This window comes from Streptomyces dysideae, from assembly GCF_001514305.1.
Classification (GTDB): domain Bacteria; phylum Actinomycetota; class Actinomycetes; order Streptomycetales; family Streptomycetaceae; genus Streptomyces; species Streptomyces dysideae.
Genome location: NZ_KQ949115.1, coordinates 17352 through 39187 on the forward strand (window position 1 = coordinate 17352; position 21836 = coordinate 39187).

The 21836-nt window shown below is 70.8% G+C and carries 20 protein-coding genes and 3 pseudogenes; 11 read left to right on the forward strand and 12 right to left on the reverse strand.

Annotation, left to right across the window (positions count from 1 at the left end; genetic code table 11):
• Positions 1-58 precede the first annotated feature (58 nt).
• Complete coding sequence (locus AQJ91_RS40765) at positions 59-439, forward strand: helix-turn-helix domain-containing protein (RefSeq protein ID WP_067032739.1); 381 nt, start codon at positions 59-61, stop codon at positions 437-439.
• Between the two features lie 274 nt (positions 440-713).
• Complete coding sequence (locus AQJ91_RS56730) at positions 714-983, forward strand: hypothetical protein (RefSeq protein ID WP_079085581.1); 270 nt, start codon at positions 714-716, stop codon at positions 981-983.
• Here AQJ91_RS56730 and AQJ91_RS40770 read toward each other — a convergent pair.
• The 3 genes from AQJ91_RS40770 to AQJ91_RS40780 form a co-directional block, all read right to left on the reverse strand.
• Positions 931-1692 (reverse strand): SDR family NAD(P)-dependent oxidoreductase, encoded by a 762-nt coding sequence (locus AQJ91_RS40770; RefSeq protein ID WP_067032894.1) that lies wholly within the window; start codon positions 1690-1692, stop codon positions 931-933. The two genes, AQJ91_RS56730 and AQJ91_RS40770, sit on opposite strands and share 53 nt — an antisense overlap.
• 32 nt (positions 1693-1724) lie before the next feature.
• Positions 1725-2561 carry an Fpg/Nei family DNA glycosylase gene (locus AQJ91_RS40775; RefSeq protein WP_067032754.1) on the reverse strand — a complete coding sequence of 279 codons (837 nt, stop codon included), beginning with the start codon at positions 2559-2561 and terminating at the stop codon, positions 1725-1727.
• 73 nt (positions 2562-2634) lie between these two features.
• Positions 2635-7551 carry an ATP-dependent helicase gene (locus tag AQJ91_RS40780; protein ID WP_067032755.1) on the reverse strand — a complete coding sequence of 1639 codons (4917 nt, stop codon included), beginning with the start codon at positions 7549-7551 and terminating at the stop codon, positions 2635-2637.
• Positions 7552-7674: 123 nt separating this feature from the next.
• On the opposite strand from AQJ91_RS40780, the pseudogene AQJ91_RS51035 reads away from it, so the two are divergent.
• A pseudogene (locus AQJ91_RS51035) lies at positions 7675-8088 on the forward strand (AraC family ligand binding domain-containing protein); the annotation flags it as partial.
• Positions 8079-8333 (forward strand): AzlD domain-containing protein, encoded by a 255-nt coding sequence (locus AQJ91_RS40785; RefSeq protein ID WP_067032780.1) that lies wholly within the window; start codon positions 8079-8081, stop codon positions 8331-8333. The pseudogene AQJ91_RS51035 and the gene AQJ91_RS40785, both read left to right, overlap by 10 nt.
• A 6-nt stretch (positions 8334-8339) precedes the next feature.
• On the opposite strand, the gene AQJ91_RS40790 is transcribed toward AQJ91_RS40785, so the two are convergent.
• Entirely contained in the window at positions 8340-9314 is a 975-nt protein-coding gene (locus tag AQJ91_RS40790; RefSeq protein WP_067032783.1) for a hypothetical protein, read from the reverse strand.
• Between the two features lie 80 nt (positions 9315-9394).
• Between AQJ91_RS40790 and AQJ91_RS40795 the strand changes: the two genes are divergently transcribed.
• The 6 genes and pseudogenes from AQJ91_RS40795 to recX all read left to right on the forward strand — a co-directional run bounded on the left by AQJ91_RS40795 (position 9395) and on the right by recX (position 14241).
• Positions 9395-9589, forward strand: a complete 195-nt coding sequence (locus AQJ91_RS40795; protein ID WP_067032786.1) for a DUF3046 domain-containing protein — start codon at positions 9395-9397, stop codon at positions 9587-9589.
• Between the two features lie 60 nt (positions 9590-9649).
• Positions 9650-10921 carry an AI-2E family transporter gene (locus tag AQJ91_RS40800; protein ID WP_199848151.1) on the forward strand — a complete coding sequence of 424 codons (1272 nt, stop codon included), beginning with the start codon at positions 9650-9652 and terminating at the stop codon, positions 10919-10921.
• A 239-nt stretch (positions 10922-11160) separates the two neighbouring features.
• A pseudogene (gene recA, locus AQJ91_RS57955) lies at positions 11161-12009 on the forward strand (recombinase RecA); the annotation flags it as partial.
• Positions 12010-12624 (forward strand): annotated as a pseudogene (locus AQJ91_RS57960) (intein-containing recombinase RecA); the annotation flags it as partial.
• Between the two features lie 171 nt (positions 12625-12795).
• A complete protein-coding gene (locus tag AQJ91_RS57965; protein ID WP_324618049.1) occupies positions 12796-13377 on the forward strand; it encodes a hypothetical protein in 582 nt (193 codons plus the stop codon).
• Between the two features lie 3 nt (positions 13378-13380).
• A complete protein-coding gene (gene recX / locus AQJ91_RS51040) occupies positions 13381-14241 on the forward strand; it encodes a recombination regulator RecX (RefSeq protein WP_079085582.1) in 861 nt (286 codons plus the stop codon).
• A 218-nt stretch (positions 14242-14459) separates the two neighbouring features.
• On the opposite strand, the gene AQJ91_RS40815 is transcribed toward recX, so the two are convergent.
• The 8 genes from AQJ91_RS40815 to AQJ91_RS40845 all read right to left on the reverse strand — a co-directional run bounded on the left by AQJ91_RS40815 (position 14460) and on the right by AQJ91_RS40845 (position 20885).
• Positions 14460-14900 (reverse strand): rhodanese-like domain-containing protein, encoded by a 441-nt coding sequence (locus tag AQJ91_RS40815; protein WP_234383343.1) that lies wholly within the window; start codon positions 14898-14900, stop codon positions 14460-14462.
• The gene (locus tag AQJ91_RS40820; RefSeq protein WP_067032797.1) at positions 14897-15439 is read right to left on the reverse strand and encodes a cupin domain-containing protein; all 543 of its coding nucleotides are present in this window, start codon (positions 15437-15439) and stop codon (positions 14897-14899) included. Before AQJ91_RS40820 ends, AQJ91_RS40815 begins: the two co-directional genes overlap by 4 nt.
• A gap of 87 nt (positions 15440-15526) precedes the next feature.
• On the reverse strand, positions 15527-15739 hold the full coding sequence (locus AQJ91_RS58590) for a putative leader peptide (protein ID WP_407697007.1): 213 nt from the start codon (positions 15737-15739) through the stop codon (positions 15527-15529).
• Positions 15699-17324 (reverse strand): FAD-dependent monooxygenase, encoded by a 1626-nt coding sequence (locus AQJ91_RS40825; protein ID WP_067032799.1) that lies wholly within the window; start codon positions 17322-17324, stop codon positions 15699-15701. The genes AQJ91_RS58590 and AQJ91_RS40825 overlap by 41 nt, the downstream gene beginning before the upstream one ends.
• A 175-nt stretch (positions 17325-17499) precedes the next feature.
• Positions 17500-18408, reverse strand: a complete 909-nt coding sequence (locus tag AQJ91_RS40830) for an amino acid ABC transporter permease (RefSeq protein WP_067032803.1) — start codon at positions 18406-18408, stop codon at positions 17500-17502.
• On the reverse strand, positions 18405-19079 hold the full coding sequence (locus AQJ91_RS40835) for an amino acid ABC transporter permease (RefSeq protein WP_067032928.1): 675 nt from the start codon (positions 19077-19079) through the stop codon (positions 18405-18407). The genes AQJ91_RS40830 and AQJ91_RS40835 overlap by 4 nt, the downstream gene beginning before the upstream one ends.
• Positions 19080-19176: 97 nt before the next feature.
• The gene (locus tag AQJ91_RS40840) at positions 19177-20025 is read right to left on the reverse strand and encodes a glutamate ABC transporter substrate-binding protein (RefSeq protein ID WP_067032806.1); all 849 of its coding nucleotides are present in this window, start codon (positions 20023-20025) and stop codon (positions 19177-19179) included.
• A gap of 83 nt (positions 20026-20108) precedes the next feature.
• Positions 20109-20885 carry an amino acid ABC transporter ATP-binding protein gene (locus tag AQJ91_RS40845; RefSeq protein WP_067032808.1) on the reverse strand — a complete coding sequence of 259 codons (777 nt, stop codon included), beginning with the start codon at positions 20883-20885 and terminating at the stop codon, positions 20109-20111.
• A 259-nt stretch (positions 20886-21144) separates the two neighbouring features.
• Between AQJ91_RS40845 and AQJ91_RS40850 the strand changes: the two genes are divergently transcribed.
• Positions 21145-21831 carry a response regulator transcription factor gene (locus tag AQJ91_RS40850; RefSeq protein WP_067032811.1) on the forward strand — a complete coding sequence of 229 codons (687 nt, stop codon included), beginning with the start codon at positions 21145-21147 and terminating at the stop codon, positions 21829-21831.
• The last annotated feature ends 5 nt before the right edge of the window (positions 21832-21836 follow it).

Here is a 21836-nt window from a genome sequence, read left to right on the forward strand (position 1 = left end):
GAGGCGGTACGGTGGGGCGTGAAGGATGCGGCTACGCGGTCCGAGGAGGGAGCCACCGATGATTCTGCTCCGTCGCCTGCTGGGTGACGTGCTGCGTCGGCAGCGCCAGCGCCAGGGCCGTACTCTGCGCGAAGTCTCCTCGTCCGCCCGAGTCTCGCTCGGCTATCTCTCCGAGGTGGAGCGGGGGCAGAAGGAGGCTTCCTCCGAGCTGCTCGCCGCCATCTGCGACGCGCTGGACGTACGGATGTCCGAGCTCATGCGGGAAGTGAGCGACGAGCTCGCCCTCGCCGAGCTGGCCAAGTCTGCAGCGGCCACCCCCAGCGAACCTGTACCCACGCCGGTTCGCCCGATGCTGGGTTCCGTGTCGGTGACCGGTGTGCCACCGGAACGGGTGACCATCAAGGCGCCTTCCGAGGCGGTCGACGTGGTCGCCGCGTGACGCTCACGCGCGTGAACTGACACGTAGGTGTGAGGCCCCGGCCGGGGTTTCCCCAGGAAGATCGGGGGAGGTGCGGTCGGGGTTTCGTGCTGTCTGAGGGCCGTCCGGGGGGTGCCTCGGGTCCGTTTGCCGGTGTGGGGTGCCGCGGTCATCGTGGAAGGGTGCGACGGCGTCGAGGGGCTGCGCGGCGTTGGCCTGTGCTGCGTCCGTGTGCCGTCGGTGCGCCCTCCCGGTGGGGGAGACGGCGTTCTAGCGTCGGGCTGGAGGTGGTTCCATGGCGCGGCCGACAGGGCGCTGGGGGGCGGCCCTCGGGCTCGGGGCGCTGTGGTGGTGGGCCGTGCTGAGGCTCGCGGTGGCACCGGAGGCGGGGGTGCTGGAGGGGGCGGTCGCCGCAGGAGGGTGGGGGCTGAGCCTGCTGCCGGTGCACTGTGTGCCGAAGGCGCGGGCGGCCGGGGCCGTCGCCGCGGGACGGTGGCGGGCGACCTGGCGGGCTACCACGGCATCGTCGCACCCCCGTTCGGACGCAGGATCTGACCCGTTGTGAAGGACGACGCGTCGGAGGCCAGGTACAGGACGGCCTGAGCGACGTCCGCCGGCTCGCCGACGCGGCCCAGCGGTGACATCCGGGCCATGAACGCCTCGGTCTGCGCCTGGGCCTCGCCGTGGCGGTCGGTCATGGGGGTGCGGATCCAGCCCGGCGCGACCGCGTTGACGCGGATGCCGTGCCGGCCGATCTCGTTCGCCAGCGTCTTCGTCAGCTGGACGACGGCCGCCTTGGCCGCGCCATAACAGAGCAGGCCGGGACCGCCGGTGTCGACGGCGCCGGAGGCCATGGTGACGATGCTGCCCCCGGTCCGCCGGGCGAGCATGGCGTGGGCCGCCTCCTGGCAGGCGTACAGCACTCCCTTGAAGTTGACGGCCAGTACCCGGTCGAGGTCCTCCTCCCGGGTCTCCAGGACCGTGCTGCTGTGCATGATCCCGGCGATCGCGGCCATGACGTCCAGGCGGCCGCAGGAGGTGACGGCCTGCTTCAGCTGGGCGCGGTCGGTGACGTCCAGGTGGTGGGCGTGGGCGGTGCCGCCGGTGTCCTTGATCAGGGTCGCCGTCTCGTGCAGGCCCTGGGCGTCGCGGTCCGCGCAGTGCACGGTGGCGCCGGCTTCGGCGAGCAGGACGGCCGAAGCGCGGCCGATCCCGCCGGCGGCGCCGGTGACGAATGCGATGCGTCCGGTGAGGTCGTACGCCTTGACGGGCATGAAGGGACCGTACGAGGGTTTCTGACGGGTCGTCAATTAGTTGTGCGCCGTGGCGTTCCGTGACGTGGGGCGGCCGTCGGGGCCGGGCCCGTCTGGCAGGTCGGGCACCAGTAGGTGGGGCGCTCGCGGGAGCCGTCGCCCTGGTCGGCGGCGCGGACCGGGGTGTGGCAGCGCAGGCATGGGCGGCGTACTCGGCCGTACACGAACAGGTCCTGGCCGCGGCGGCCCGTCGTGCTGCGGACCGGGCGGTCGCGGTTGGCCTCCAGCAGCTTCTTCGCCAGGGCCGGGAGCTTGGCGGCGTGGTCGGCCGGGAGGGCGCCGACGGGGAGCCAGGGGGTGGCGCCGAGCAGGAAGCAGAGCTCGCTCTTGTACACGTTGCCGATGCCGGCGAGGTTGCGCTGGTCGAGCAGGGCCTCGCCGAGGGGGCGGGCGGGGTCCGCGAGGAGATTGGCGAGCGCCTGGTCCGGGTTCCAGTCCGGGCCCAGGAGGTCGGGGCCGAGGTGGCCCACGGCGCGGGGCTCGTCCGTCGTGCGGAGGAGTTCGAGGACGGGGAGGCGGTAGCCGACGGCCGTGTGGTCGACGGTGCCCAGGATCGCGCGGATCTGGTGGGTGGGGCCGCCGGTCCAGCGCCGACCGGTGGCGTACACCTTCCAGGTGCCGTCCATCCCCAGGTGCGAGTGAAGGGTCAGGCCGCCCTCGACCCGGGTGAGGAGGTGTTTGCCGCGCGGGGTGACGTCCAGGACGGTGCGGCCCGTGAGGTCGGCCGTGGCGTACTTGGGGACGCGGAGATCGCTGCGGGTCAGGGCCCGGCCCGCGAGGGCGGTGTGCAGCCGTTTCGCGGTCTGCCGGACCGTGTCACCTTCGGGCATGGGTCAAGGGTGGCATGGGGTGAGGGCTGGGGTGCGGCGGTGGTGAGGCGTGCGGGTGCCGGCCCGGGGCCTGTCAGGCTCGCAGTCTCAGGCCTCGGGGCGTCGCGATGAAGCCCGCTCCTTCCAGGAGGGTGCCGATGGGGGAGGTGAGCGCCGAGGCGCCGTTGACGCGTTCGACCGTGACCGTGCCGAGGGAGCCTGCGCGGGCGGCTGCGGCGAGGGCCTCCGCGGCCGTGGGGAGGCGGGGGTCGTCGGTGGGCGTGGCGTCCGGGGCGGCCGGCCAGGCCAGCAGGGTTTTGCCGCCGCGCTCCATGTAGAGGGTCAGCTCGCCGTCGACGAGGACCACCAGGGAGCCCGCCTTGCGGCCAGGCTTGTGACCGGCGCCGGTCGGGGGCTCGGGCCAGGGGAGGGCGGCGCCGTAGGCGTTCGCGGGGTCGGCGGCGGCCAGGACGACGGCTCGGGTGTCGGGGGCGGGGCGGGTGCGGTGAGGGGCGAAGGCGCGGCTGTTCTGACGGCCGCCGGTGGTTGGTGTGGCGTGGTCGCGGGGCGAGATGTAGTCGCCGGGTGCGGGCGTGGCTGGGGGTGGGAAGTCGAACTTGGTGTCGTCGACGTCAGGGAAGTCGTCCTCGAAGCCGTCCCAGCGGGGGGTGGTGCCGAGTGAGGTGGGGTCATCGGGGGATGCGGAGCCGAAGGGGCCGAAGTCGGCGGAGGCGCTGAAGTCGTCGGGGTTGCCTGGTAGGGCGTCGCCCCGGTCGCGGGCGTTGGCCACCGCGCGCAGGCGGTCCACCGCGCCGTCCATCGCGAACTGGGCGGCGCCGAGACCCTCGACCACATAGCCACGCCGGGCCTGGCCGCTGTCCTCGAACGCGGACAGGATGCGGTACGTCGCCGAGAAGCCGCCCTCGACGCCCTCCGCGGAGACCGCGCCCCGGGTCACCACGCCGTGCCGGTCGAGGAGTGTGCGGGCCAGGGCGTGGGCGCGCACGGTGGGGTCGGGGTCGCGCTCCTGGAGCAGGGACCAGCGGCCGGCCACGGTCGGCGGGCCGGTGCGGGAGGCGGGGCGGGCGGCGGCCGTCAGGGAGCCGTAGCGTCCGCGCGGGACCGTGCGCTTGGCCCGGTGGGCCGTGGAGCCCGCGGTGCGGCCCGAGCCCAGCAGGGAGCGCATCGGCGCGAGCGTGTCGTTCGTGAGGCGGCCCGACCAGGCCAGGTCCCAGACGGCGTCGGCCAGTTGGGGATCGGTGACGTCGGGGTGTGTGGTGGCGCGGATCTGGTCGGCGATCTGGCGGAAGAACAGGCCGTAGCCGCCGGAGAGGGCGTCCAGGACGGACTGGTGGAGCGCCGTCACCTCCAGGGGGTGCGGCGGGGGGAGGAGAAGGGGGGCCGCGTCCGCCACGTACAGCGAGACCCAGCCGTCCTTGCCGGGGAGGGCGCCCGCTCCGGCCCAGACGACCTCGCCGGCCGAGGTGAGTTCGTCGAGCATGGCGGGCGTGTAGTTCGCGACGCGGGACGGGAGGACCAGCTTCTCCAGTGCCGACGCGGGTACGGACGCGCCCTGCAACTGCTCCACGGCACGCACCAGTCCGTCGATGCCGCGCAGCCAGTGGCCCCTGCCGATGTGCTGCCACTGCGGGAGGAACTGGGCGAGGGCGGGCGGGGGCACCGGTTCGAGTTCGTGCCGCAGGGCGGCCAGGGAACGGCGGCGGAGGCGACGCAGGACCGTCGCGTCGCACCACTCCTGGCCGATCCCCGCCGGGTGGAACTCGCCCTGCACGACCCGTCCCGTGGCCGCCAGCCGCTGGAGGGCGCCCTCCGTGACCGCCACGCCCAGGCCGAAGCGGGCCGCCGCCGTGGCCGATGTGAAGGGGCCGTGGGTGCGGGCGTAGCGCGCGAGGAGGTCGCCGAGCGGGTCCTTCACGGGGTCCATGAAGGCTTCCGGGACGCCGACCGGCAGTGCCGTGCCGAGCGCGTCGCGCAGGCGGCCCGCGTCCTCGATCGCCGCCCAGTGGTCGGCGCCGGCGACCCGGACCCGGATCGCGCGGCGGGCGCCGGCCAGCTCCTGGGCCCACTGCGGCTCGGCGCCCCGCTCGGCCAACTCCGCGTCTGTGAGCGGGCCGAGGAGGCGGAGCAGGTCTGCGACGCCTTCGGCGTCCTTGACTCGGCGGTCCTCCGTGAGCCACTGGAGTTCCTGCTCCAGCTCGGTCAGTACCTCGGCGTCGAGCAGCTCGCGCAGCTCCGCCTGGCCGAGCAACTCGGCCAGCAGACGCGAGTCCAGGGAGAGGGCGGCGGCGCGGCGCTCAGCGAGCGGTGAGTCTCCCTCGTAGAGGAACTGGGCGACGTACCCGAAGAGGAGGGAGCGGGCGAAGGGGGACGGCTCGGGGGTGGTGACCTCGACCAGGCGCACCTTGCGGGATTCCAGGTCGCCCATCAGCTCGACCAGGCCGGGGACGTCGAAGACGTCCTGGAGGCACTCGCGGACCGCCTCCAGGACGATCGGGAACGAGCCGAACTCGCCGGCCACCTGGAGCAGTTGGGACGCGCGCTGGCGCTGCTGCCACAGGGGGGTGCGCTTGCCCGGGTTGCGGCGCGGCAGGAGGAGGGCGCGGGCGGCGCACTCGCGGAAGCGGGAGGCGAAGAGGGCCGAGCTGCCGACCTGGTCGGTGACCAGCTGGTCGACGTCGCCCTTGTCGAACACGACGTCCGTCGCGCCTACGGGGGCCTGGTCCGCGTCGTACTCCGTGCCGGCCTTTGTCGGTTCCTGGTCCAGCAGGTCCAGGCCCATCAGGTCGGCGTCCGGCAGGCGTAGCACGATGCCGTCGTCGGCGTGCATGACCTGGGCGTCCATGCCGTACCGCTCGGAGAGCTTGGCGCCGAGCGCGAGGGCCCACGGGGCGTGCACCTGGGCGCCGAAGGGGGAGTGCACGACGACGCGCCAGTCGCCGAGTTCGTCGCGGAAGCGCTCCACGACGATCGTGCGGTCGTCCGGGATGTGGCCGCAGGCCTCGCGCTGTTCGTCCAGGTAGGAGAGCACGTTGTCGGCCGCCCAGGCATCCAGGCCCGCGGCGAGCAGGCGGAGGCGGGCGTCCTCCTTGGACAGCGATCCGACCTCGCGCAGGAACGCGCCCACCGCGCGGCCCAGTTCGAGCGGGCGGCCCAGCTGGTCGCCCTTCCAGAAGGGCAGCCTGCCGGGGACGCCGGGCGCGGGGGAGACCAGGACGCGGTCACGCGTGATGTCCTCGATGCGCCAGGAGCTGGTGCCGAGCGTGAAGACATCGCCCACACGGGACTCGTAGACCATCTCCTCGTCGAGCTCGCCGACCCTGCCGCCGCCCTTCTTGGGGTCGGCACCGGCCAGGAACACCCCGAAGAGGCCTCGGTCGGGGATCGTGCCCCCGGACGTGACGGCGAGGCGCTGGGCGCCGGGGCGGCCGGTGATCGTGCCGGCGACGCGGTCCCAGACCACGCGCGGGCGCAGCTCCGCGAAGGCGTCGGAGGGGTAGCGGCCGGCGAGCATGTCGAGGACCGCTGTGAAGGCGGAGTCGGGAAGGGAGGCGAAGGGGGCGGCTCGGCGGACGGTCGCGAGGAGGTCGTCGAGCTGCCAGGTGTCCATCGCCGTCATCGCGACCAGTTGCTGGGCCAGGACGTCCAGCGGGTTGGCGGGGACCTTCAGGGACTCGATCGCGCCGGTGCGCATACGCTCGGTGACGACCGCTGCCTGGACCAGGTCGCCGCGGTACTTGGGGAAGACCACGCCGGTGGAGACCGCGCCGACCTGGTGGCCCGCGCGGCCCACTCGCTGGAGGCCCGACGCTACGGAGGGTGGGGATTCGACCTGGACCACCAGGTCCACCGCACCCATGTCGATGCCCAGTTCGAGGCTGGATGTCGCCACGACGGCGGGGAGGCGGCCGGCTTTGAGGTCTTCTTCTACGAGGGCGCGCTGTTCCTTGGACACCGAGCCGTGGTGGGCGCGGGCGATGACCGGCGGGGCGCCCTGGGCTGCGCCGGAGCCGCCCATGAGTTCTGCGGGGGCGTGGTGTTCGTCGAGCGGTTCGCCGGTGGCTCGTTCGTACGCGATCTCGTTGAGGCGGTTGCAGAGGCGTTCCGCGAGGCGGCGGGAGTTGGCGAACACGATCGTGGAGCGGTGGGCCTGGACGAGGTCGGTGATCCTCTCTTCGACGTGAGGCCAGATCGACGGGCGTTCCGCGCCTTCTGTGCCGTCGGTCACCGGGGAGCCGGCCAGTTCTGCCAGGTCCTCCACCGGGACCACTACCGAGAGGTCGAACTCCTTGCCCGACTTCGGCTGGACGATCTCCGCCTTGCGGCGGGGGGAGAGATAGCGGGCCACCTCGTCGACCGGGCGGACCGTCGCGGACAGGCCGATGCGGCGGGCCGGCCTCGGGAGAAGCTCGTCCAGGCGCTCCAGGGAGAGCGCCAGGTGTGCGCCGCGCTTGGTGCCCGCCACCGCGTGGACCTCGTCGAGGATCACCGTCTCGATGCCGGTCAGCGCGTCGCGGGTGGCCGACGTCAGCATCAGGAACAGGGACTCCGGGGTGGTGATCAGGATGTCCGGGGGGCGGGTGGACAGGGCGCGGCGCTCGGCGGCGGGGGTGTCGCCGGAGCGGATGCCGACCTTCACCTCGGGTTCGGGCAGGCCCCGGCGGACGGATTCCTGGCGGATGCCGGTGAGGGGGCTGCGGAGGTTGCGTTCCACGTCGACCGCGAGGGCCTTGAGCGGGGAGACGTACAGGACTCGGCAGCGCTTCCTGGGGTCGGCGGGGGGAGGCGTCGAGGCGAGCTGGTCGAGGGCGGCCAGGAAGGCGGCCAGGGTCTTGCCCGAGCCGGTGGGGGCGACCACCAGCACGTCCGAGCCCTCTCGGATGGCCTGCCACGCGCCCGCCTGGGCCGCGGTGGGCGCGTCGAAGGCCCCCGCGAACCAGCCGCGGGTCGCGGGGGAGAAGCCGTCGAGGGCTCGGTGCGGGTTGCTGACCATGGGTCCATCCTGCACCCGGGCACTGACAATGAGGCTGAGCTGGGGAGACGTCCTGCGGGATGCCTGCGGCGGCCTGTGCGGGGGGCACCGGGCTGTCGCTTCGCTGTGCCGGACAATGGGGGCATGACAGGGTCCGGTGAGGTGGCGCGGCACTGGCGGTACGGGGAGTTGCCCGGTGTCGATCTGCTGCGGGCCCGGTATGTCCGGAAAGCGTTTGTGCGGCATACACATGAGAACTTCGTCATCGCCGCCATCGCTGACGGGGTTGAGGTTTTTCATCATCGGGGTGCTGATCAGTACGCGGGGGCCGGAGCGCTGGCGCTGGTCAATCCTGATACGGCGCATACGGGGCGGGCCGGGGGCCCCGAGGGGTGGCGGTGGCGGTACGGGGCCTTGTATCCGGCGCCGGAGGTGGTTGCCGAGATCGCGGCCGAGACCACCTCGATTCGAGGGACGCCGGCGTTTGTCCGGCCGGTGCTTGATGATCCGTATGCCGCCGGCCTGCTCTTGGCTGTTATGCCGTCAAGTTGGCGGGGCTGCTCGTGCCCTCGGGCGTCCTTGAGCGGCCTCTCGTCAGGCGGCTGGCCGCCTTGCTGCCGGTCGCCCTTCTTGCCGCGCTCACGGCTCAGCAGGCCTTTGCCGACGGGCGCGCGCTGGTACTGGACGCCAGGGCCGCGGGGCTTGCCGCTGCCGCCGTGGCGCTGGTGCTGCGCGCGCCCTTCCTGCTCGTCGTCGCGGCGGCCGTGGTGGTGACCGCGGGGGTGCGGGCCCTGGGCGGGTGAGACGGGTCAGCCGATGGGGCGGCCGTACGCCCTGAGGGTGTGCAGGGCCTCGATCGTCACCATGGGGCGTGCCTCCAGGGCCGTGGTCGGCGCCCACTGGCGCTGGGGGTACCACCCACGCGTCAAGCAGTGGGGGAGGATCGGCCAGCCGCCGTCCTCCTGCTGCTCGGCTGTCAGGAAGTCCAGGGAGCGCTCCATCTCCTCGTCCGTGAACCAGGTGCGCGCCAAGGAGTGCGGTGTCCTCGCGTAGTCGTGCGGGAAGTGGTGCTCACCGGGGGCGTAGCCGGGGGCGACGGGGTACGCGTCGAGATTGTCCGGGTCCAGGACCGCCAGGCGGTGTTCGCGTACCAGGCGGCCGAGGCGGTCGGCGGCCGCCTCCGCACGCGGGCGGTCGGGAACCGAGTCCAGGAAGGCCACGGCGGCCTCCAGCTCGTACGGGTGGGACTTCTCCAGGGACTCGACCGCCTGCCAGCAGAAGTCCGTGGCCCGGAACAGCCAGGCGTGCCACACCTCGTTGCGGTGCAGCAGGCCCACCACCGGCCCGGTGGCCAGGAGTTCGCTGGGCGGGTCGTCCACGATCGGCATGAAGGGCGCCGCCGGGTAGCCGCGCTGACTGGGATGGATCGCCGGCAGGGCACCGTCCGGGGTGGAGACCGAGGTGAGGTAACGGCATACGCGCTCCACACGCTGTCCGCCGCAGCGCCCGATGGAGTCCAGGACGGTCAGTGCGTGACCGGTGTGCAGGGGTTGGCTGACCGGGCCGCGCAGATCGGGTTCCAGTGCGTGCCCGTACCCGCCGTCTTCGTTGCGGTAGGCGTCCAGCGCGGTCTCCACCGGGTCGGCGCCGCCGTTCAGGAAGTGGTGCGCGAACAGGCGCTGCTCCAGCACGCGCGCGGTGAGCCAGACGAACTGCTCGGCGCGGAACAGCGGGGAGTGCGCCGGGGGCGTCGGGGGGAGTGGGGAAGCTCCTGTTTCGGCCATGCGTCAGACCGTAGGACGGAAAGCGGTCTCGGTAAGCGGTCCCGGCCAAGGCCCACCCTCAGGGGCGGGATACTGGTGTCATGCGGTTGACGGTCTTCTGGGAGCGGATGACGGATCACTTCGGTCCGGGGTACGCCGACACGTTCGCGCGCGATCACGTGATGGCGCAGCTCGGCGGGCGCACGGTGCACGAGGCGCTGGACGCCGGCTGGGCGGCCAAGGACGTGTGGCGGGTGGTCTGCACGGAGATGAACGTTCCCGGGGAAAAGCGCTGATCGGTCACGAAGATCGAGGGACGTCAGCCGATTGTCGGCGGCGTGGGTGAGACTTGGTCCGTGGCACGCACTGACGAGACCGGGCAGCCCGCCCAGGACGCATCCCCGTTCGGCACGACGCCGCCCATCCCGCCATCGCCGGACGGCGCCGCCCGGCCGAGCGCCCGCATGCCGCGTTGGCTGCCGCGCGCCATGGTGTTCGCGCTGGCGCTCGTCGGCGTTTTCCAGCTCGGCAGCTGGGCCTTTCACCAGCTCACCGGGCTGCTGATCAACATCCTCATCGCGTTCTTCCTGGCCCTGGCCATCGAGCCCGCGGTGAGCTGGATGGCCGCGCGCGGCATGCGCCGGGGGCTGGCCACGGGGCTTGTGTTCCTCGCCGTGATCGTCGTGTCCGCGGGGTTCGTCACGCTGATGGGCTCGATGCTCGCGAACCAGATCATCAAGATCGTCGAGGACTTCCCGGCCTACCTCGACTCCGTCATCCACTGGATCAACACCCACTTCCACACCGAGCTGCGCCGCGTGGACGTCCAGGAGGGCCTGCTCCGCTCCGACTGGCTGCGCAACTACGTGCAGAACAGCGCCACCGGCGTCCTCGACGTGTCCGCCCAGGTCCTCGGCGGCCTCTTCCAGCTGCTGACGATCACGCTGTTCTCGTTCTACTTCGCCGCCGACGGCCCCCGGCTGCGCCGCGCGCTGTGCTCCGTACTGCCGCCCGCCAGGCAGGCCGAGGTGCTGCGCGCGTGGGAGATCGCCGTGAACAAGACCGGCGGGTATCTGTACTCGCGCGGCCTGATGGCGCTGATCTCCGGCATAGCCCACTACATCCTGCTGGAATTCCTGAACGTGCCGTACGCGCCCGTGCTCGCCGTGTGGGTCGGTCTGGTGTCGCAGTTCATCCCCAGCATCGGCACGTATCTCGCGGGCGCCCTGCCCATGCTGATCGCCTTCACGGTCGATCCCTGGTACGCGCTGTGGGTGCTGGCCTTCGTCGTGGTCTACCAGCAGTTCGAGAACTACGTGCTGCAGCCCAAGCTGACCGCGAAGACCGTCGACATCCATCCCGCGGTCGCCTTCGGCTCGGTCATCGCGGGCACCGCCCTCCTGGGCGCGGTCGGCGCGCTGATCGCCATCCCGGCGGTCGCCACGCTGCAGGCGTTCCTGGGTGCGTACGTGAAGCGGTACGACGTGACGGACGACCCCCGGGTGCACGGGCACCGGGGCGCGGGACCAGGGGGCGGACTGGTCACGCGCGCGCGTGCGCTGTGGGCCCGGCGGCCGGAATCCCCGGTGTCGGTGGACGCAGGAGGGGCCGGGGAGGGCTCCTCCTGAGGGGCGTCGCCGGGCCGCGGACGTAGTGTCGGAGTGCCGCGTGGTGCGCTTGACACGAAAATCGAACATCCATTCTTATGGAAGCTCCGGTGAGGTTCTCGGCGGGCGGTTCGTCATGGTTTTGACGGAGAAGTGCCCGAGTTATCCACAGGCCGGACGGGCGTCGGGGCGCATTGTCAGTGGCAGGCGTTAGCGTCTTTGACGTGAAGCGATCGACTCAAGCAAATCGGGTGGAACCCATGGCAGGAACCGACCGCGAGAAGGCCCTGGATGCCGCACTCGCACAGATTGAACGGCAGTTCGGCAAAGGCGCGGTCATGCGCATGGGCGAGCGGCCGAACGAGCCCATCGAGGTCATCCCGACCGGGTCGACCGCGCTCGACGTGGCCCTCGGCGTAGGCGGCCTGCCGCGCGGCCGCGTGGTGGAGGTCTACGGCCCGGAGTCCTCCGGTAAGACAACCCTGACCCTGCACGCGGTGGCGAACGCACAGAAGGCCGGCGGCCAGGTCGCGTTCGTGGACGCGGAGCACGCTCTCGACCCCGAGTACGCGAAGAAGCTCGGCGTCGACATCGACAACCTCATCCTCTCCCAGCCCGACAACGGCGAGCAGGCCCTGGAGATCGTGGACATGCTGGTCCGCTCCGGCGCCCTCGACCTCATCGTCATCGACTCCGTCGCCGCGCTCGTCCCGCGTGCGGAGATCGAGGGCGAGATGGGTGACAGCCACGTCGGTCTGCAGGCCCGTCTGATGAGCCAGGCCCTGCGGAAGATCACCAGTGCGCTCAACCAGTCCAAGACCACGGCGATCTTCATCAACCAGCTGCGCGAGAAGATCGGCGTGATGTTCGGGTGCTTCAACTACTCGACTCGGGTCACGCTCGCCGACGGCACGCAGGAGAAGATCGGCAAGATCGTCAACCAGCGGATGGACGTGGAGGTCCTCTCCTACGATCCTGACACCGACAAGATCGTCCCCCGACGCGTCACCAACTGGTTCGACAACGGGAACGCCGAGCGGTTTCTGCAGTTCACCGTGGCCAAGTCCGGAAAGAACGGCAAGGCGCAGTTCGCCGCGACGGAGAACCACTTGATCCGCACACCAGGAGGCTGGCGTGAGGCGGGTGAGCTGATCGCCGGAGACCGTGTGCTGATCAGTGAGAAGAAGGCACTGAGCGGGCAACAGGAGCAGGTCGTCCTCGGGGCGCTGATGGGCGACGGCAGCCTTTCCCCGAATAGGAGGGGCCGCACCGGCGTCCGCTTCCGCATGGGTCATGGTGTCAAGCAGACCGAGTACCTGGACTGGAAGGTCTCGTTGCTCGGGAACATCGGATGCTCTCGCACCCAGAACGAGAAAGGCGCGGTCTTCGCGGACTTCTCTCCGCTTCCAGAGCTGGACGAGCTGAGGGAAGTCGTCTACTTCGGCGGAGACAAGAAGCACGTCACCTGGGAGCACCTCAAGGCGCTGACTCCACTGGCCCTGGCCGTCTGGTACATGGACGACGGCTGCTTCACGGTGCGCTCCCAGGGACTTCAGGAGCGTACGGAAGGCGGCTCGGGCCGGATCGAGATCTGTGTCGAGGCCATGAGCGAAGGCTCACGGGAGCGCATCGTCGACTACCTGCGAGACACGCATGGCCTCGACGTGCGACTTCGGCTCGCAGGTGAGCGGCAGATGGCGGTGTTGCAGTTCAGCACGGAGTCGTCGGCGCGTTTCCAGGAGATGGTGGCTCCCTTCGTGCACCCCTCCATGGAGTACAAGCTCCTTCCGCGCTTCCGAGGCCGATTCGGTGTCGAGCCGGAGTTCATCGAGGAGACTCAGCGCCTGGTGGCCTCGAAGATCCTCGACATCCACATCAAGCCGCCGACGCGTTCCATGAAGAAGTTCGACATCGAGGTCGAAGGCACGCACAACTACTTCGTGGACGGCGTCATGGTGCACAACAGCCCGGAGACCACGACCGGTGGCCGGGCGCTGAAGTTCTACGCCTCGGTGCGACTCGACATCCGACGTATCGAGACGCTGAAGGACGGCACCGACGCGGTCGGCAACCGCACCCGCGTCAAGGTCGTCAAGAACAAGGTCGCGCCGCCCTTCAAGCAGGCCGAGTTCGACATCCTCTACGGGCACGGCATCAGCCGCGAGGGCGGCCTGATCGACATGGGCGTGGAGCACGGCTTCGTCCGCAAGGCCGGCGCCTGGTACACGTACGAGGGCGACCAGCTCGGCCAGGGCAAGGAGAACGCGCGCAACTTCCTGAAGGACAACCCCGACCTGGCCAACGAGATCGAGAAGAAGATCAAGGAGAAGCTGGGAGTCGGCGTGCGGCCGCAGGACGCGGCTGCCGAGCCGGGCGTGGACGCCGCGGGCTCCGCCACGGGCGACGCCGCGAAGGCGGTGCCGGCTCCGGTGGCGGCCAAGGGAGCCAAGGCCAAGGCCCCGGCAACCAAGAGCTGACCCGTGACACGGCGAACCGACTGGACCGAGTACGCCTATCCGGACGCTCCGCGTGAGCGGGGGAGAGGTGGTGACGGGGGCTCCTCCAGGGTGGCGGGCGGCGACGTCTACGGGGGAGAGATGGTCCATGGCACGGACGGGGGGTACGACGGCACGCCGCCCTACGGCACGTACGGCGGCGAGCGGTCGGAAGGCGGCTCGGCGTATGGCGCCGGTCCGTCCGGCGGTGGCTCGCGCCGGAGTGGCGGCGGGGCTCGGAGTGCGGGCGGCGAGCGGGGACGTCGTCGGCGCGGTCGTGCGGAGCCGTCCGGTGAGGACGGGGGTGCCCCCTCCTCGTCGAGGGCCGAGACGGGGGAGCCCTCAGGGGACCCGGTGGAGCGGGCGCGGGCGATCTGTTTGCGCCTGCTCACCGGGACCCCGCGCACCCGAAAGCAACTCGCGGACGCCCTGCGCAAGCGGGAGATCCCCGACGACGCCGCCGAGGAGGTGCTGTCGCGGTTCGAGGAGGTCGGACTGATCAACGACAGTGCGTTCGCGGACGCCTGGGTGGAGTCCCGGCACCACGGCCGGGGACTGGCCCGGCGCGCGCTGGCCCAGGAACTGCGGACCAAGGGCGTCGACTCCACCCTGATCGACGTTGCCGTCTCACAGCTCGACTCCGAGCAGGAGGAGACGACCGCGCGGGAGTTGGTCGCACGCAAGCTGCGGTCCACCCGTGGCCTGGACCGCGACAAGCGCCTGCGCCGCCTCGCGGGCATGCTCGCCCGCAAGGGCTACCCCGAGGGCATGGCCCTGCGGGTGGTCCGACAGGCACTGGAGGAAGAGGGCGAGGACACGGACTTCATCGAGGGCGAGGGGTTCTGATCCCGAGGGCCTGGTGTGAGCCAGGGGCCCGAGGGACACGGATGTGACTCCGGACACGTGGACGCGCGGGGGTGCCCATCGGGTTCGGCGCCGTTGTGTTCTGGGACCTGTGTGTCTGTGAGCCTGATGCACGGACCATCGCCCTGCTGCGCGAGGCCGACGAGGTCGCCGGGACAGGTGGACCTGGTCACCAAGGGCGACGCGGACACTGCCCCGCTCTACCGTCCCTCGGCCGGCCTCTGAAGCTCCGCGTCCGCCACGGGCGTCACCGGCAGTCCGGCCGTCCGCCACGCCTGGAAACCCCCGACCAGATCGGTGGCCCGGTGCAGGCCCAGCCGGTGCAGGGACTCGGCCGCCAGACTCGACGCGTACCCCTCGTTGCAGATGACGACGACGCGCAGGTCGTGGCCCGTGGCCTCGGGGGCCCGATGGCTGCCCCGCGGGTCGAGCCGCCACTCCAGCTCGTTGCGTTCGACGACGAGGGCGCCGGGGATCAGTCCGTCCCGCTCGCGCAGGGCGGCGTACCGGATGTCCACCAGCAGTGCCTCACCGGCGCGTGCGGCCTCGTAGGCCTCCTGCGGCTCGATACGCCCGAGGCCGGTGCGTACCCGCTCCAGCAACTCGTCGATTCCGACCGGCCGTTCACCCCTGCCGCTCACTGCCAGTCCTCCGGCCGCTCCACCTGCTCCAGCCGCAGGATCTGTCCGCTGCGGCTGTAGCGGCGGATCCGCGGCAGCGGTGGGTAGTACGCGTGGACGGAGATCGCGTGCCGGTCGGGGGACTCGTTGAGGACCTCGTGCACATGGTGGTGGCCGAAGGTGCGGCCCCGGCCGGCGGGCAGTCGGCGTTCCCGGTCCACGCCCTCCGTCAGCTCCAGGGTCTGCCAGCCGTCGGTGGGCAGCCGGGCGGCGAGCGAGTTCTCCTTGAGCTCGCCGGCCGCGGTGATGAAGGCGCCGACCGAGTCCGCGTGGTCGTGCCAGCCGGTGCCCGTGCCGGGCGGCCAGCTGATCAGCCAGGCCTCACTGCCGGCGGGCCCATCGAGGCGCACCCAGGTGCGGCCTTCGGGGTCGAGGGGAAGCGAGGCGATCAGCTCGGCGTCGGTGGCCGTACGCCGTACGAAGTCGAGGAGGTCCGCCTGCGTGGGCATAGCGGCGGACGGAGAAGCGGAAGCGGCAGCGGCGGCGGGGGAGGCAGACACGGGCACCGTCCTGAGGGTCCTGAAGAGGGTTCGCGGGAGCGCGCGGCACGGCGTGAGCGGCACGCGCGGGAAAGGGGAGTTGCGAATTCAGCAGGACGGGTGACACACGCAGCCCGCGTAGCGGACGAGGTCCATATGGACCCTCCGCCACAGGCGCACACAGGTGTCGTTCACGGTCCGGAGTACACCATGGGGGTGCGAAACGGTCAACTCGCCGTCACCATGCGGACGGGGCACGGTGACGGCGCGTACGGCGGCCTCAGCGGGAGCCGGCCGTGGCCTCCGCTCCGGTCTCGGCACCGGCCTCGGATTCCGCCTTCGCCGGTCCCCCCAGCGTCGCCTCCGCGGCCGCGTACAGGTCGGCCGGACGCACCCCGCTCAGCGCCGTGACCAGGTGACCGTCGGGCCGTACGAGGAGGACGGTGTGGGCGGCCGCGCCCGGGTAGCGCTCGGCGACCAGCAGCTCGGCGGGATGCGGCAGTGCCGTCACCGCCGCCGCCAGCCGGGGCATGATCCCGGCGGACACCCAGTGCCTGCGCTCCCACACGCCCGTGCCCGGCGCGATCAGCACGACCAGCAGCGCACCGCGCCCGAGCCGGTCGCGCAGCTGTACGAAGGAACCGTCCTCCGCGGTGACCCGCACGTCGACGACCGGCGCACCGGGCGGTGTGTCCACGGGCACCTCGCCCTCCAGATGCCGGGGCGTGAGCGGTGAGTCGGCGTACGCCCCCGGCGCGCCCAGCGTGCCGCGCCCCAAGTGGCCGTCCATCAGCAGGGCGTCGTGGCCCCGGGCGGAGCCGGGGACGACCGCGCGCAGCCCTGCGCCGCCGCGCAGCAGCGGCAGCGCCTGGTCGGCGGCGCGCAGCCGGGCGGCGACGACCGCGCGCCGCTCGGTCTGGTAGCTGTCGAGCAGCGCCTCGTGCGGCCCGTGGTGCCAGGCCGTGGCCAGCTTCCAGGCGAGGTTGTCGGCGTCCCGCAGCCCCTCGTCGAGACCGTGCGTGCCGAGCGCGCCGAGGAGGTGAGCCGCGTCCCCGGCGAGGAAGACGCGGCCCGCGCGCCAGCGGCGGGCCAGACGGTGGTGCACTGTGTGGACGCCGGTGTCCAGGAGTTCGTACGCCGGTGTCGGCCCGCCGGTCCAGCCCGCCAGCGTCTCCCGGACGCGGGCCACCAGCAGCTCGGGGGTGACCAGGTCCTTGCCCGGCGGCAGCAGCCAGTCCAGCCGCCAGACGCCGTCCGGGAGCGGGCGCCCGGTGATCTCCCCGGCCGAGGGGCCCGACTGCCGCCACGGCGGCATCCGGTGGAGCAACGCCTCGTCGGGCCACGGAAGTTCCGTGCGCAGCGCGGCCACGGCGTGCCGCTCCACCGCCGTACGGCCGGGGAAGCGGATGTCCTGGAGTTTGCGCACGGTGGAGCGCGGGCCGTCGCAGCCGACCAGGTAACTGCCGCGCCACCAGGTTCCCTTGGGGCCGCGGGTGTGGGCGGTGACGCCGGAACGCTCCTGCTCGACGGCGTCGAGACGGCTGTCGACAGCGATCTTGACGAGCCGCTCGCCGGCGAGGGCCTGGCGCAGCGCGGTGGTCAGTACGTGCTGGGCGATGTGCAGCGGGGCGGGATCGGTGTCATCGAAAGAGATCTCGCGCATCACCTGCTTGCGCCGCATCGACCGCCAACCGGCCCAGTGGAAACCGGCGTCCGCGAGGGGGAGGCCGGTCAGCCGCTCCATCAGGGCGGCGGTGTCCTCGCGCAGCACGACCGTGCGCGCGAGACGGGGTTCGTCCCTGCCCGGGCCCTCGTCGAGGACCACGGACGGCACTTCCTGACGGGCCAGCGCCAGGGCGAGCGTGAGCCCGACGGGCCCCGCTCCGACGATGATCACCGGGTCCACGGTGCGGCGCCCCCTGCCCGCAGCGGTGTCCTCAGGGACGTATGTGAACAGGAAGTTGGAGCAGGGTGCACGATCACAGAACGTATGCAACCTATTGCCGGTGCTTGCGTCAAGCGACGGAGGCAGTGGCGATCATGCCACTGCCTCCGTGTCGTTCATGCCACTTGACTGATCATCAGACAGTGCCGCCGGCGCCGGTTCCGAAGGTGCCCCCCACCTCGGCGGCGTTGAGCTCCTCCACGTCCTCCTTGCCGAGGACCACGCCCGTGCCCTTCTTGCTGCGCCGGAGCCTCTGCTCCAGCCAGCTCGCGAAGCTGGTGAGGATGAAGTTGAGCACGATGTAGATGACCGCCACCACGACGAAGCTCTGAACGACGTTGGCGTAGTTGGCCGCGAGTGTGCCGCGCGTGCTGAGCAGCTCGGTGAACCCGATCATCACGCCGCCCAGCGCGGTGTCCTTCACGATGACCACGAGCTGGCTGACGATGGCCGGCAGCATGGCCGTGACGGCCTGCGGCAGCAGGACGTTGGTCATCGTCTGACCCTTGCGCAGGCCGACCGCCATCGCGGCCTCCGACTGGCCCCTGGGCAGGGACAGGATGCCGGCCCGTACGATCTCGGCGAGGACGGACGCGTTGTACAGCACCAGGCCGGTGACGACGGCGTAGAGCGGCCGCTGTTCGCTGCTGACGTCGGTGTAGAGGTCGTAGAACGCGTTGGCGAACAGCATCAGCAGCAGGACCGGGATCGCCCGGAAGAACTCGACCACCGCGCCGGCCGGAACCCGCACCCACCGGTGGTCGGAGAGACGCGAGATGCCGAAGAACGCGCCCAGCGGAAGGGCGATCACCATGGCCAGTGCAGCGGCCTTCAGCGTGTTGCCGAGGCCCGGCAGCAGATACGTCGTCCAGGCCTGGGACTCGGTGAACGGCTTCCACAGGGCCCACCTCAGCTGGCCCTCGTCGTCCATGACCTGCCAGACCCACCACAGGAGCAGGGCGAGCAGGACGAAGAAGACCACCGAGAGGAGCACGTTGCGCCGCTTGGCGCGGGGCCCCGGAGTGTCGTAGAGAACGGAGCTCATCGCTTCACCGCCAGTCGCTTGCTCAGCCAGCCCAGGATGAGGCCGGTCGGGAGGGTCAGTACCACGAACCCGAATGCGAAGACGGCGCCGATGAGCAGCGTCTGGGCCTCGTTCTCGATCATTTCCTTCATCAGGAGAGCGGCCTCGGCGACACCGATCGCGGCTGCCACGGTCGTGTTCTTGGTCAGGGCGATCAGCACGTTGGCCAGCGGGCCGATCACCGAACGGAAGGCCTGCGGCAGCACGATGAGCCGGAGGGTCTGGGTGAAGCTCAGCCCGATGGCACGGGCCGCCTCGGCCTGTCCGAGCGGCACCGTGTTGATGCCGGACCGGATCGCCTCGCAGACGAAGGCCGCGGTGTAGGCGACGAGACCGAGGATCGCCAGGCGGAAGCCCTGGACCTCGAAGTCGGACGCACCCATCGTCACACCGAAGATGTCGGCGAGGCCGAGCGAGGTGAAGACGATGATGACGGTCAGGGGGATGTTCCGGACGATGTTGACGTAGGCCGTGCCGAACCCGCGCATCAGCGGCACCGGGCTGACCCGCATCGCGGCCAGGAGGGTGCCCCAGACCAGGGAGCCGACGCCGGAGAAGACGGTGAGCTGTACCGTCGTCCAGAAGGCGCCCAAAATGCTCGGGTCGTCATAGTCTGAAAGAAAGTCGAACACGATTTCCCGCGCTTCCGGGTGTGTGGCGTACGTGGACAGCACGGCGTGCCGCCGCCTTCAACGCAGTCGGCGACGGCACGCCGGTGAACCCCTCGCGCTACTTGACGATGTTGCCGATCTCCGGCGCGGGCTCGTTCTTGTAGTTGGCCGGACCGAAGTTGTCCGTGACCGCCTTGTCCCAGGCCTTGTCGGCGACCATCTTCTCCAGGGCGTCGTTGATCTTGTTGACGGTCTCGGTGTCGCCCTTCTTCACACCGATGCCGTAGTTCTCGTTGCTCAGCTTGAGGCCGGCGAGCTTGAACTGGCCCTTGTACTGCTCCTGCGCGGCGAAGCCGGCGAGGATCGAGTCGTCCGTGGTCAGAGCGTCCACGGCGCCGCTCTGCAGAGCGGACATGCACTCCGAGTAGCCGCTGTTCTGCTTGAGGTTGGCCTCCGGGGCGAAGTCGTTCTTGACGTTCTGCGCCGAGGTGGAGCCCGTCACCGAGCACAGGTTCTTGTCGTTGAGGTCCGTGGCCTCGGTGATGTCGGAATCGGCCTTGACCAGCAGGTCCTGGTGGGCCAGCAGGTACGGGCCGGCGAAGTCGACCTTCGCGGCGCGCTCGTCGTTGATCGAGTAGGTGGCCGCGATGAACTTGACATCGCCACGGGCGAGCGCGTTCTCACGGTCGGCGCTCTTGGTCTCGACCCACTCGATCTGGTCGGCGTCGTAGCCCAGTTCCTTGGCCACGTACGTCGCCACGTCCACGTCGAAGCCGGAGAAGGAACCGTCGGGCTCCTTCAGGCCCAGACCGGGCTGGTCGAACTTGATGCCGATCTTGATCTTGTCGCCGCCACCGGACCCCGAGCCGGTCTCGTCGCTGTCGCCGTCGTCGCCGCCGCAGGCGGTCGCGGTCAGGGCGAGGACGAGTGCGGTGGCCGCCGCGGCGGTGACCTTGCGGAGCTTCATGGTGAACATCCTTTGCGTGATGAAGAGATGCGATCCGTCAGGCGGGTGTCGCAGGTCGTCGGGTGCGCGGGGGGTGCAGTCCCTCAGTGGTGCAGGATCTTGGAAAGGAAGTCCTTCGCGCGGTCGCTTCGCGGGTTGCTGAAGAACTGGTCCGGCACAGCTTCTTCGACGATGCGGCCGTCCGCCATGAATACAACTCGGTTGGCGGCCGAACGGGCGAAGCCCATCTCATGGGTGACGACGATCATGGTCATGCCCTCGCGGGCGAGCTGTTGCATGACCTCCAGGACCTCGTTGATCATCTCCGGGTCGAGAGCCGACGTCGGCTCGTCGAAGAGCATGACCTTGGGGTCCATGGCCAGCGCCCGTGCGATGGCCACACGCTGCTGCTGGCCACCGGAGAGCTGCGCGGGGTACTTGTCCGCCTGGCTGGCCACACCGACCCGGTCCAGCAGGGCGCGGGCCTTCTCCTCGGCCTTCTTCTTGTCGGCCTTGCGGACCTTGATCTGGCCCAGCATGACGTTCTCGAGCACGGTCTTGTGCGCGAACAGGTTGAAGGACTGGAAGACCATCCCGACGTCGGCACGCAGCCGGGCCAGGGCCTTGCCCTCCGCGGGCAGTGGTTTGCCGTCGATGGTGATCGTGCCGGTATCGATCGTCTCGAGGCGGTTGATGGCGCGGCACAGGGTGGACTTCCCGGACCCGGAGGGTCCGATGACCACGACGACCTCGCCGCGGGCGATCGTCAGATCGATGTCCTGGAGAACATGCAACGCGCCGAAATGCTTGTTGACGCTCTTCAGGACGACCAGTTCGCCGGTCGCGGCCACGTCTTCCTTGGCCACCGATACTTCGGTCATCGCTCTCAGGCTCCGTCCTCCTCGGTTTCGGAGGACAGTAGTAACCCTACGCGACCTGCGTCATTAGTTCTGAGGGGAATCTGAGCATCACGATCCGATAGCAATCGGACACGTGTCGTAGCACTTGCGACCTGGGCGCGTACCGGCTGGATAACGGAAGTCCCCCGCAACCGGAACCCACTTGACGGCGTCCTCGTCCATCAGCGTGACTGCATACCGTGCACGCGCCCATACGGCCGATGAACCGGAGGAGGCCGGAATGAGACTGCTCCTCGTCGAGGACGACAACCATGTCGCCGCCGCGCTGTCCGCGGTCCTGGCGCGGCACGGATTCGACGTCACGCACGCGCGCAGCGGCGAGGAAGCCCTTCAGGCACTCGTCCCGGAGGGCGCCGGCTTCGGCGTCGTCCTCCTTGACCTGGGCCTGCCCGACCAGGACGGCTACGAGGTGTGCGGCAAGATCCGCAAGCGCACCAGCATCCCGGTGATCATGGTGACCGCCCGCTCCGACGTGCGCTCCCGCATCCACGGCCTGAACCTCGGCGCCGACGACTACGTGGTGAAGCCGTACGACACCGGAGAGCTGCTCGCCCGGATCCACGCCGTCAGCCGGCGCACCGCCCCGGAGGATGCCGCCGCGGGCGGCGACACCGTGCTGCGCCTGGGCTCGGTGCACATCGAGCTGCCCACCCGGCAGGTCAGCGTGGACGGTTCGGTCATACAGCTGACCCGCAAGGAGTTCGATCTGCTCGCCCTGCTCGCGCAGCGGCCCGGGGTGGTCTTCCGCCGCGAGCAGATCATCAGCGAGGTGTGGCGCACCAGCTGGGAGGGGACCGGACGCACGTTGGAGGTGCACGTCGCGTCCCTGCGCGCCAAGCTGCGCATGCCGGCGCTGATCGAGACCGTACGCGGCGTGGGCTACCGCCTCGTCGCCCCGGCCGCGTAGCGGGC

Excerpts from the sequence above, each read along its gene's own strand:
- AQJ91_RS40790 (WP_067032783.1), bottom strand. The coding sequence starts at position 9,314 with ATGGCCGAAACAGGAGCTTCCCCACTCCCCCCGACGCCCCCGGCGCAC.
- AQJ91_RS57965 (WP_324618049.1), top strand. The coding sequence starts at position 12,796 with ATGAAGAAGTTCGACATCGAGGTCGAAGGCACGCACAACTACTTCGTG.
- AQJ91_RS40845 (WP_067032808.1), bottom strand. The coding sequence starts at position 20,885 with ATGACCGAAGTATCGGTGGCCAAGGAAGACGTGGCCGCGACCGGCGAA.
- AQJ91_RS40795 (WP_067032786.1), top strand. The coding sequence starts at position 9,395 with ATGCGGTTGACGGTCTTCTGGGAGCGGATGACGGATCACTTCGGTCCG.
- AQJ91_RS40840 (WP_067032806.1), bottom strand. The coding sequence starts at position 20,025 with ATGAAGCTCCGCAAGGTCACCGCCGCGGCGGCCACCGCACTCGTCCTC.
- AQJ91_RS56730 (WP_079085581.1), top strand. The coding sequence starts at position 714 with ATGGCGCGGCCGACAGGGCGCTGGGGGGCGGCCCTCGGGCTCGGGGCG.
- AQJ91_RS40775 (WP_067032754.1), bottom strand. The coding sequence starts at position 2,561 with ATGCCCGAAGGTGACACGGTCCGGCAGACCGCGAAACGGCTGCACACC.
- AQJ91_RS40780 (WP_067032755.1), bottom strand. The coding sequence starts at position 7,551 with ATGGTCAGCAACCCGCACCGAGCCCTCGACGGCTTCTCCCCCGCGACC.
- AQJ91_RS40770 (WP_067032894.1), bottom strand. The coding sequence starts at position 1,692 with ATGCCCGTCAAGGCGTACGACCTCACCGGACGCATCGCATTCGTCACC.
- AQJ91_RS40830 (WP_067032803.1), bottom strand. The coding sequence starts at position 18,408 with ATGAGCTCCGTTCTCTACGACACTCCGGGGCCCCGCGCCAAGCGGCGC.
- AQJ91_RS40765 (WP_067032739.1), top strand. The coding sequence starts at position 59 with ATGATTCTGCTCCGTCGCCTGCTGGGTGACGTGCTGCGTCGGCAGCGC.
- AQJ91_RS40850 (WP_067032811.1), top strand. The coding sequence starts at position 21,145 with ATGAGACTGCTCCTCGTCGAGGACGACAACCATGTCGCCGCCGCGCTG.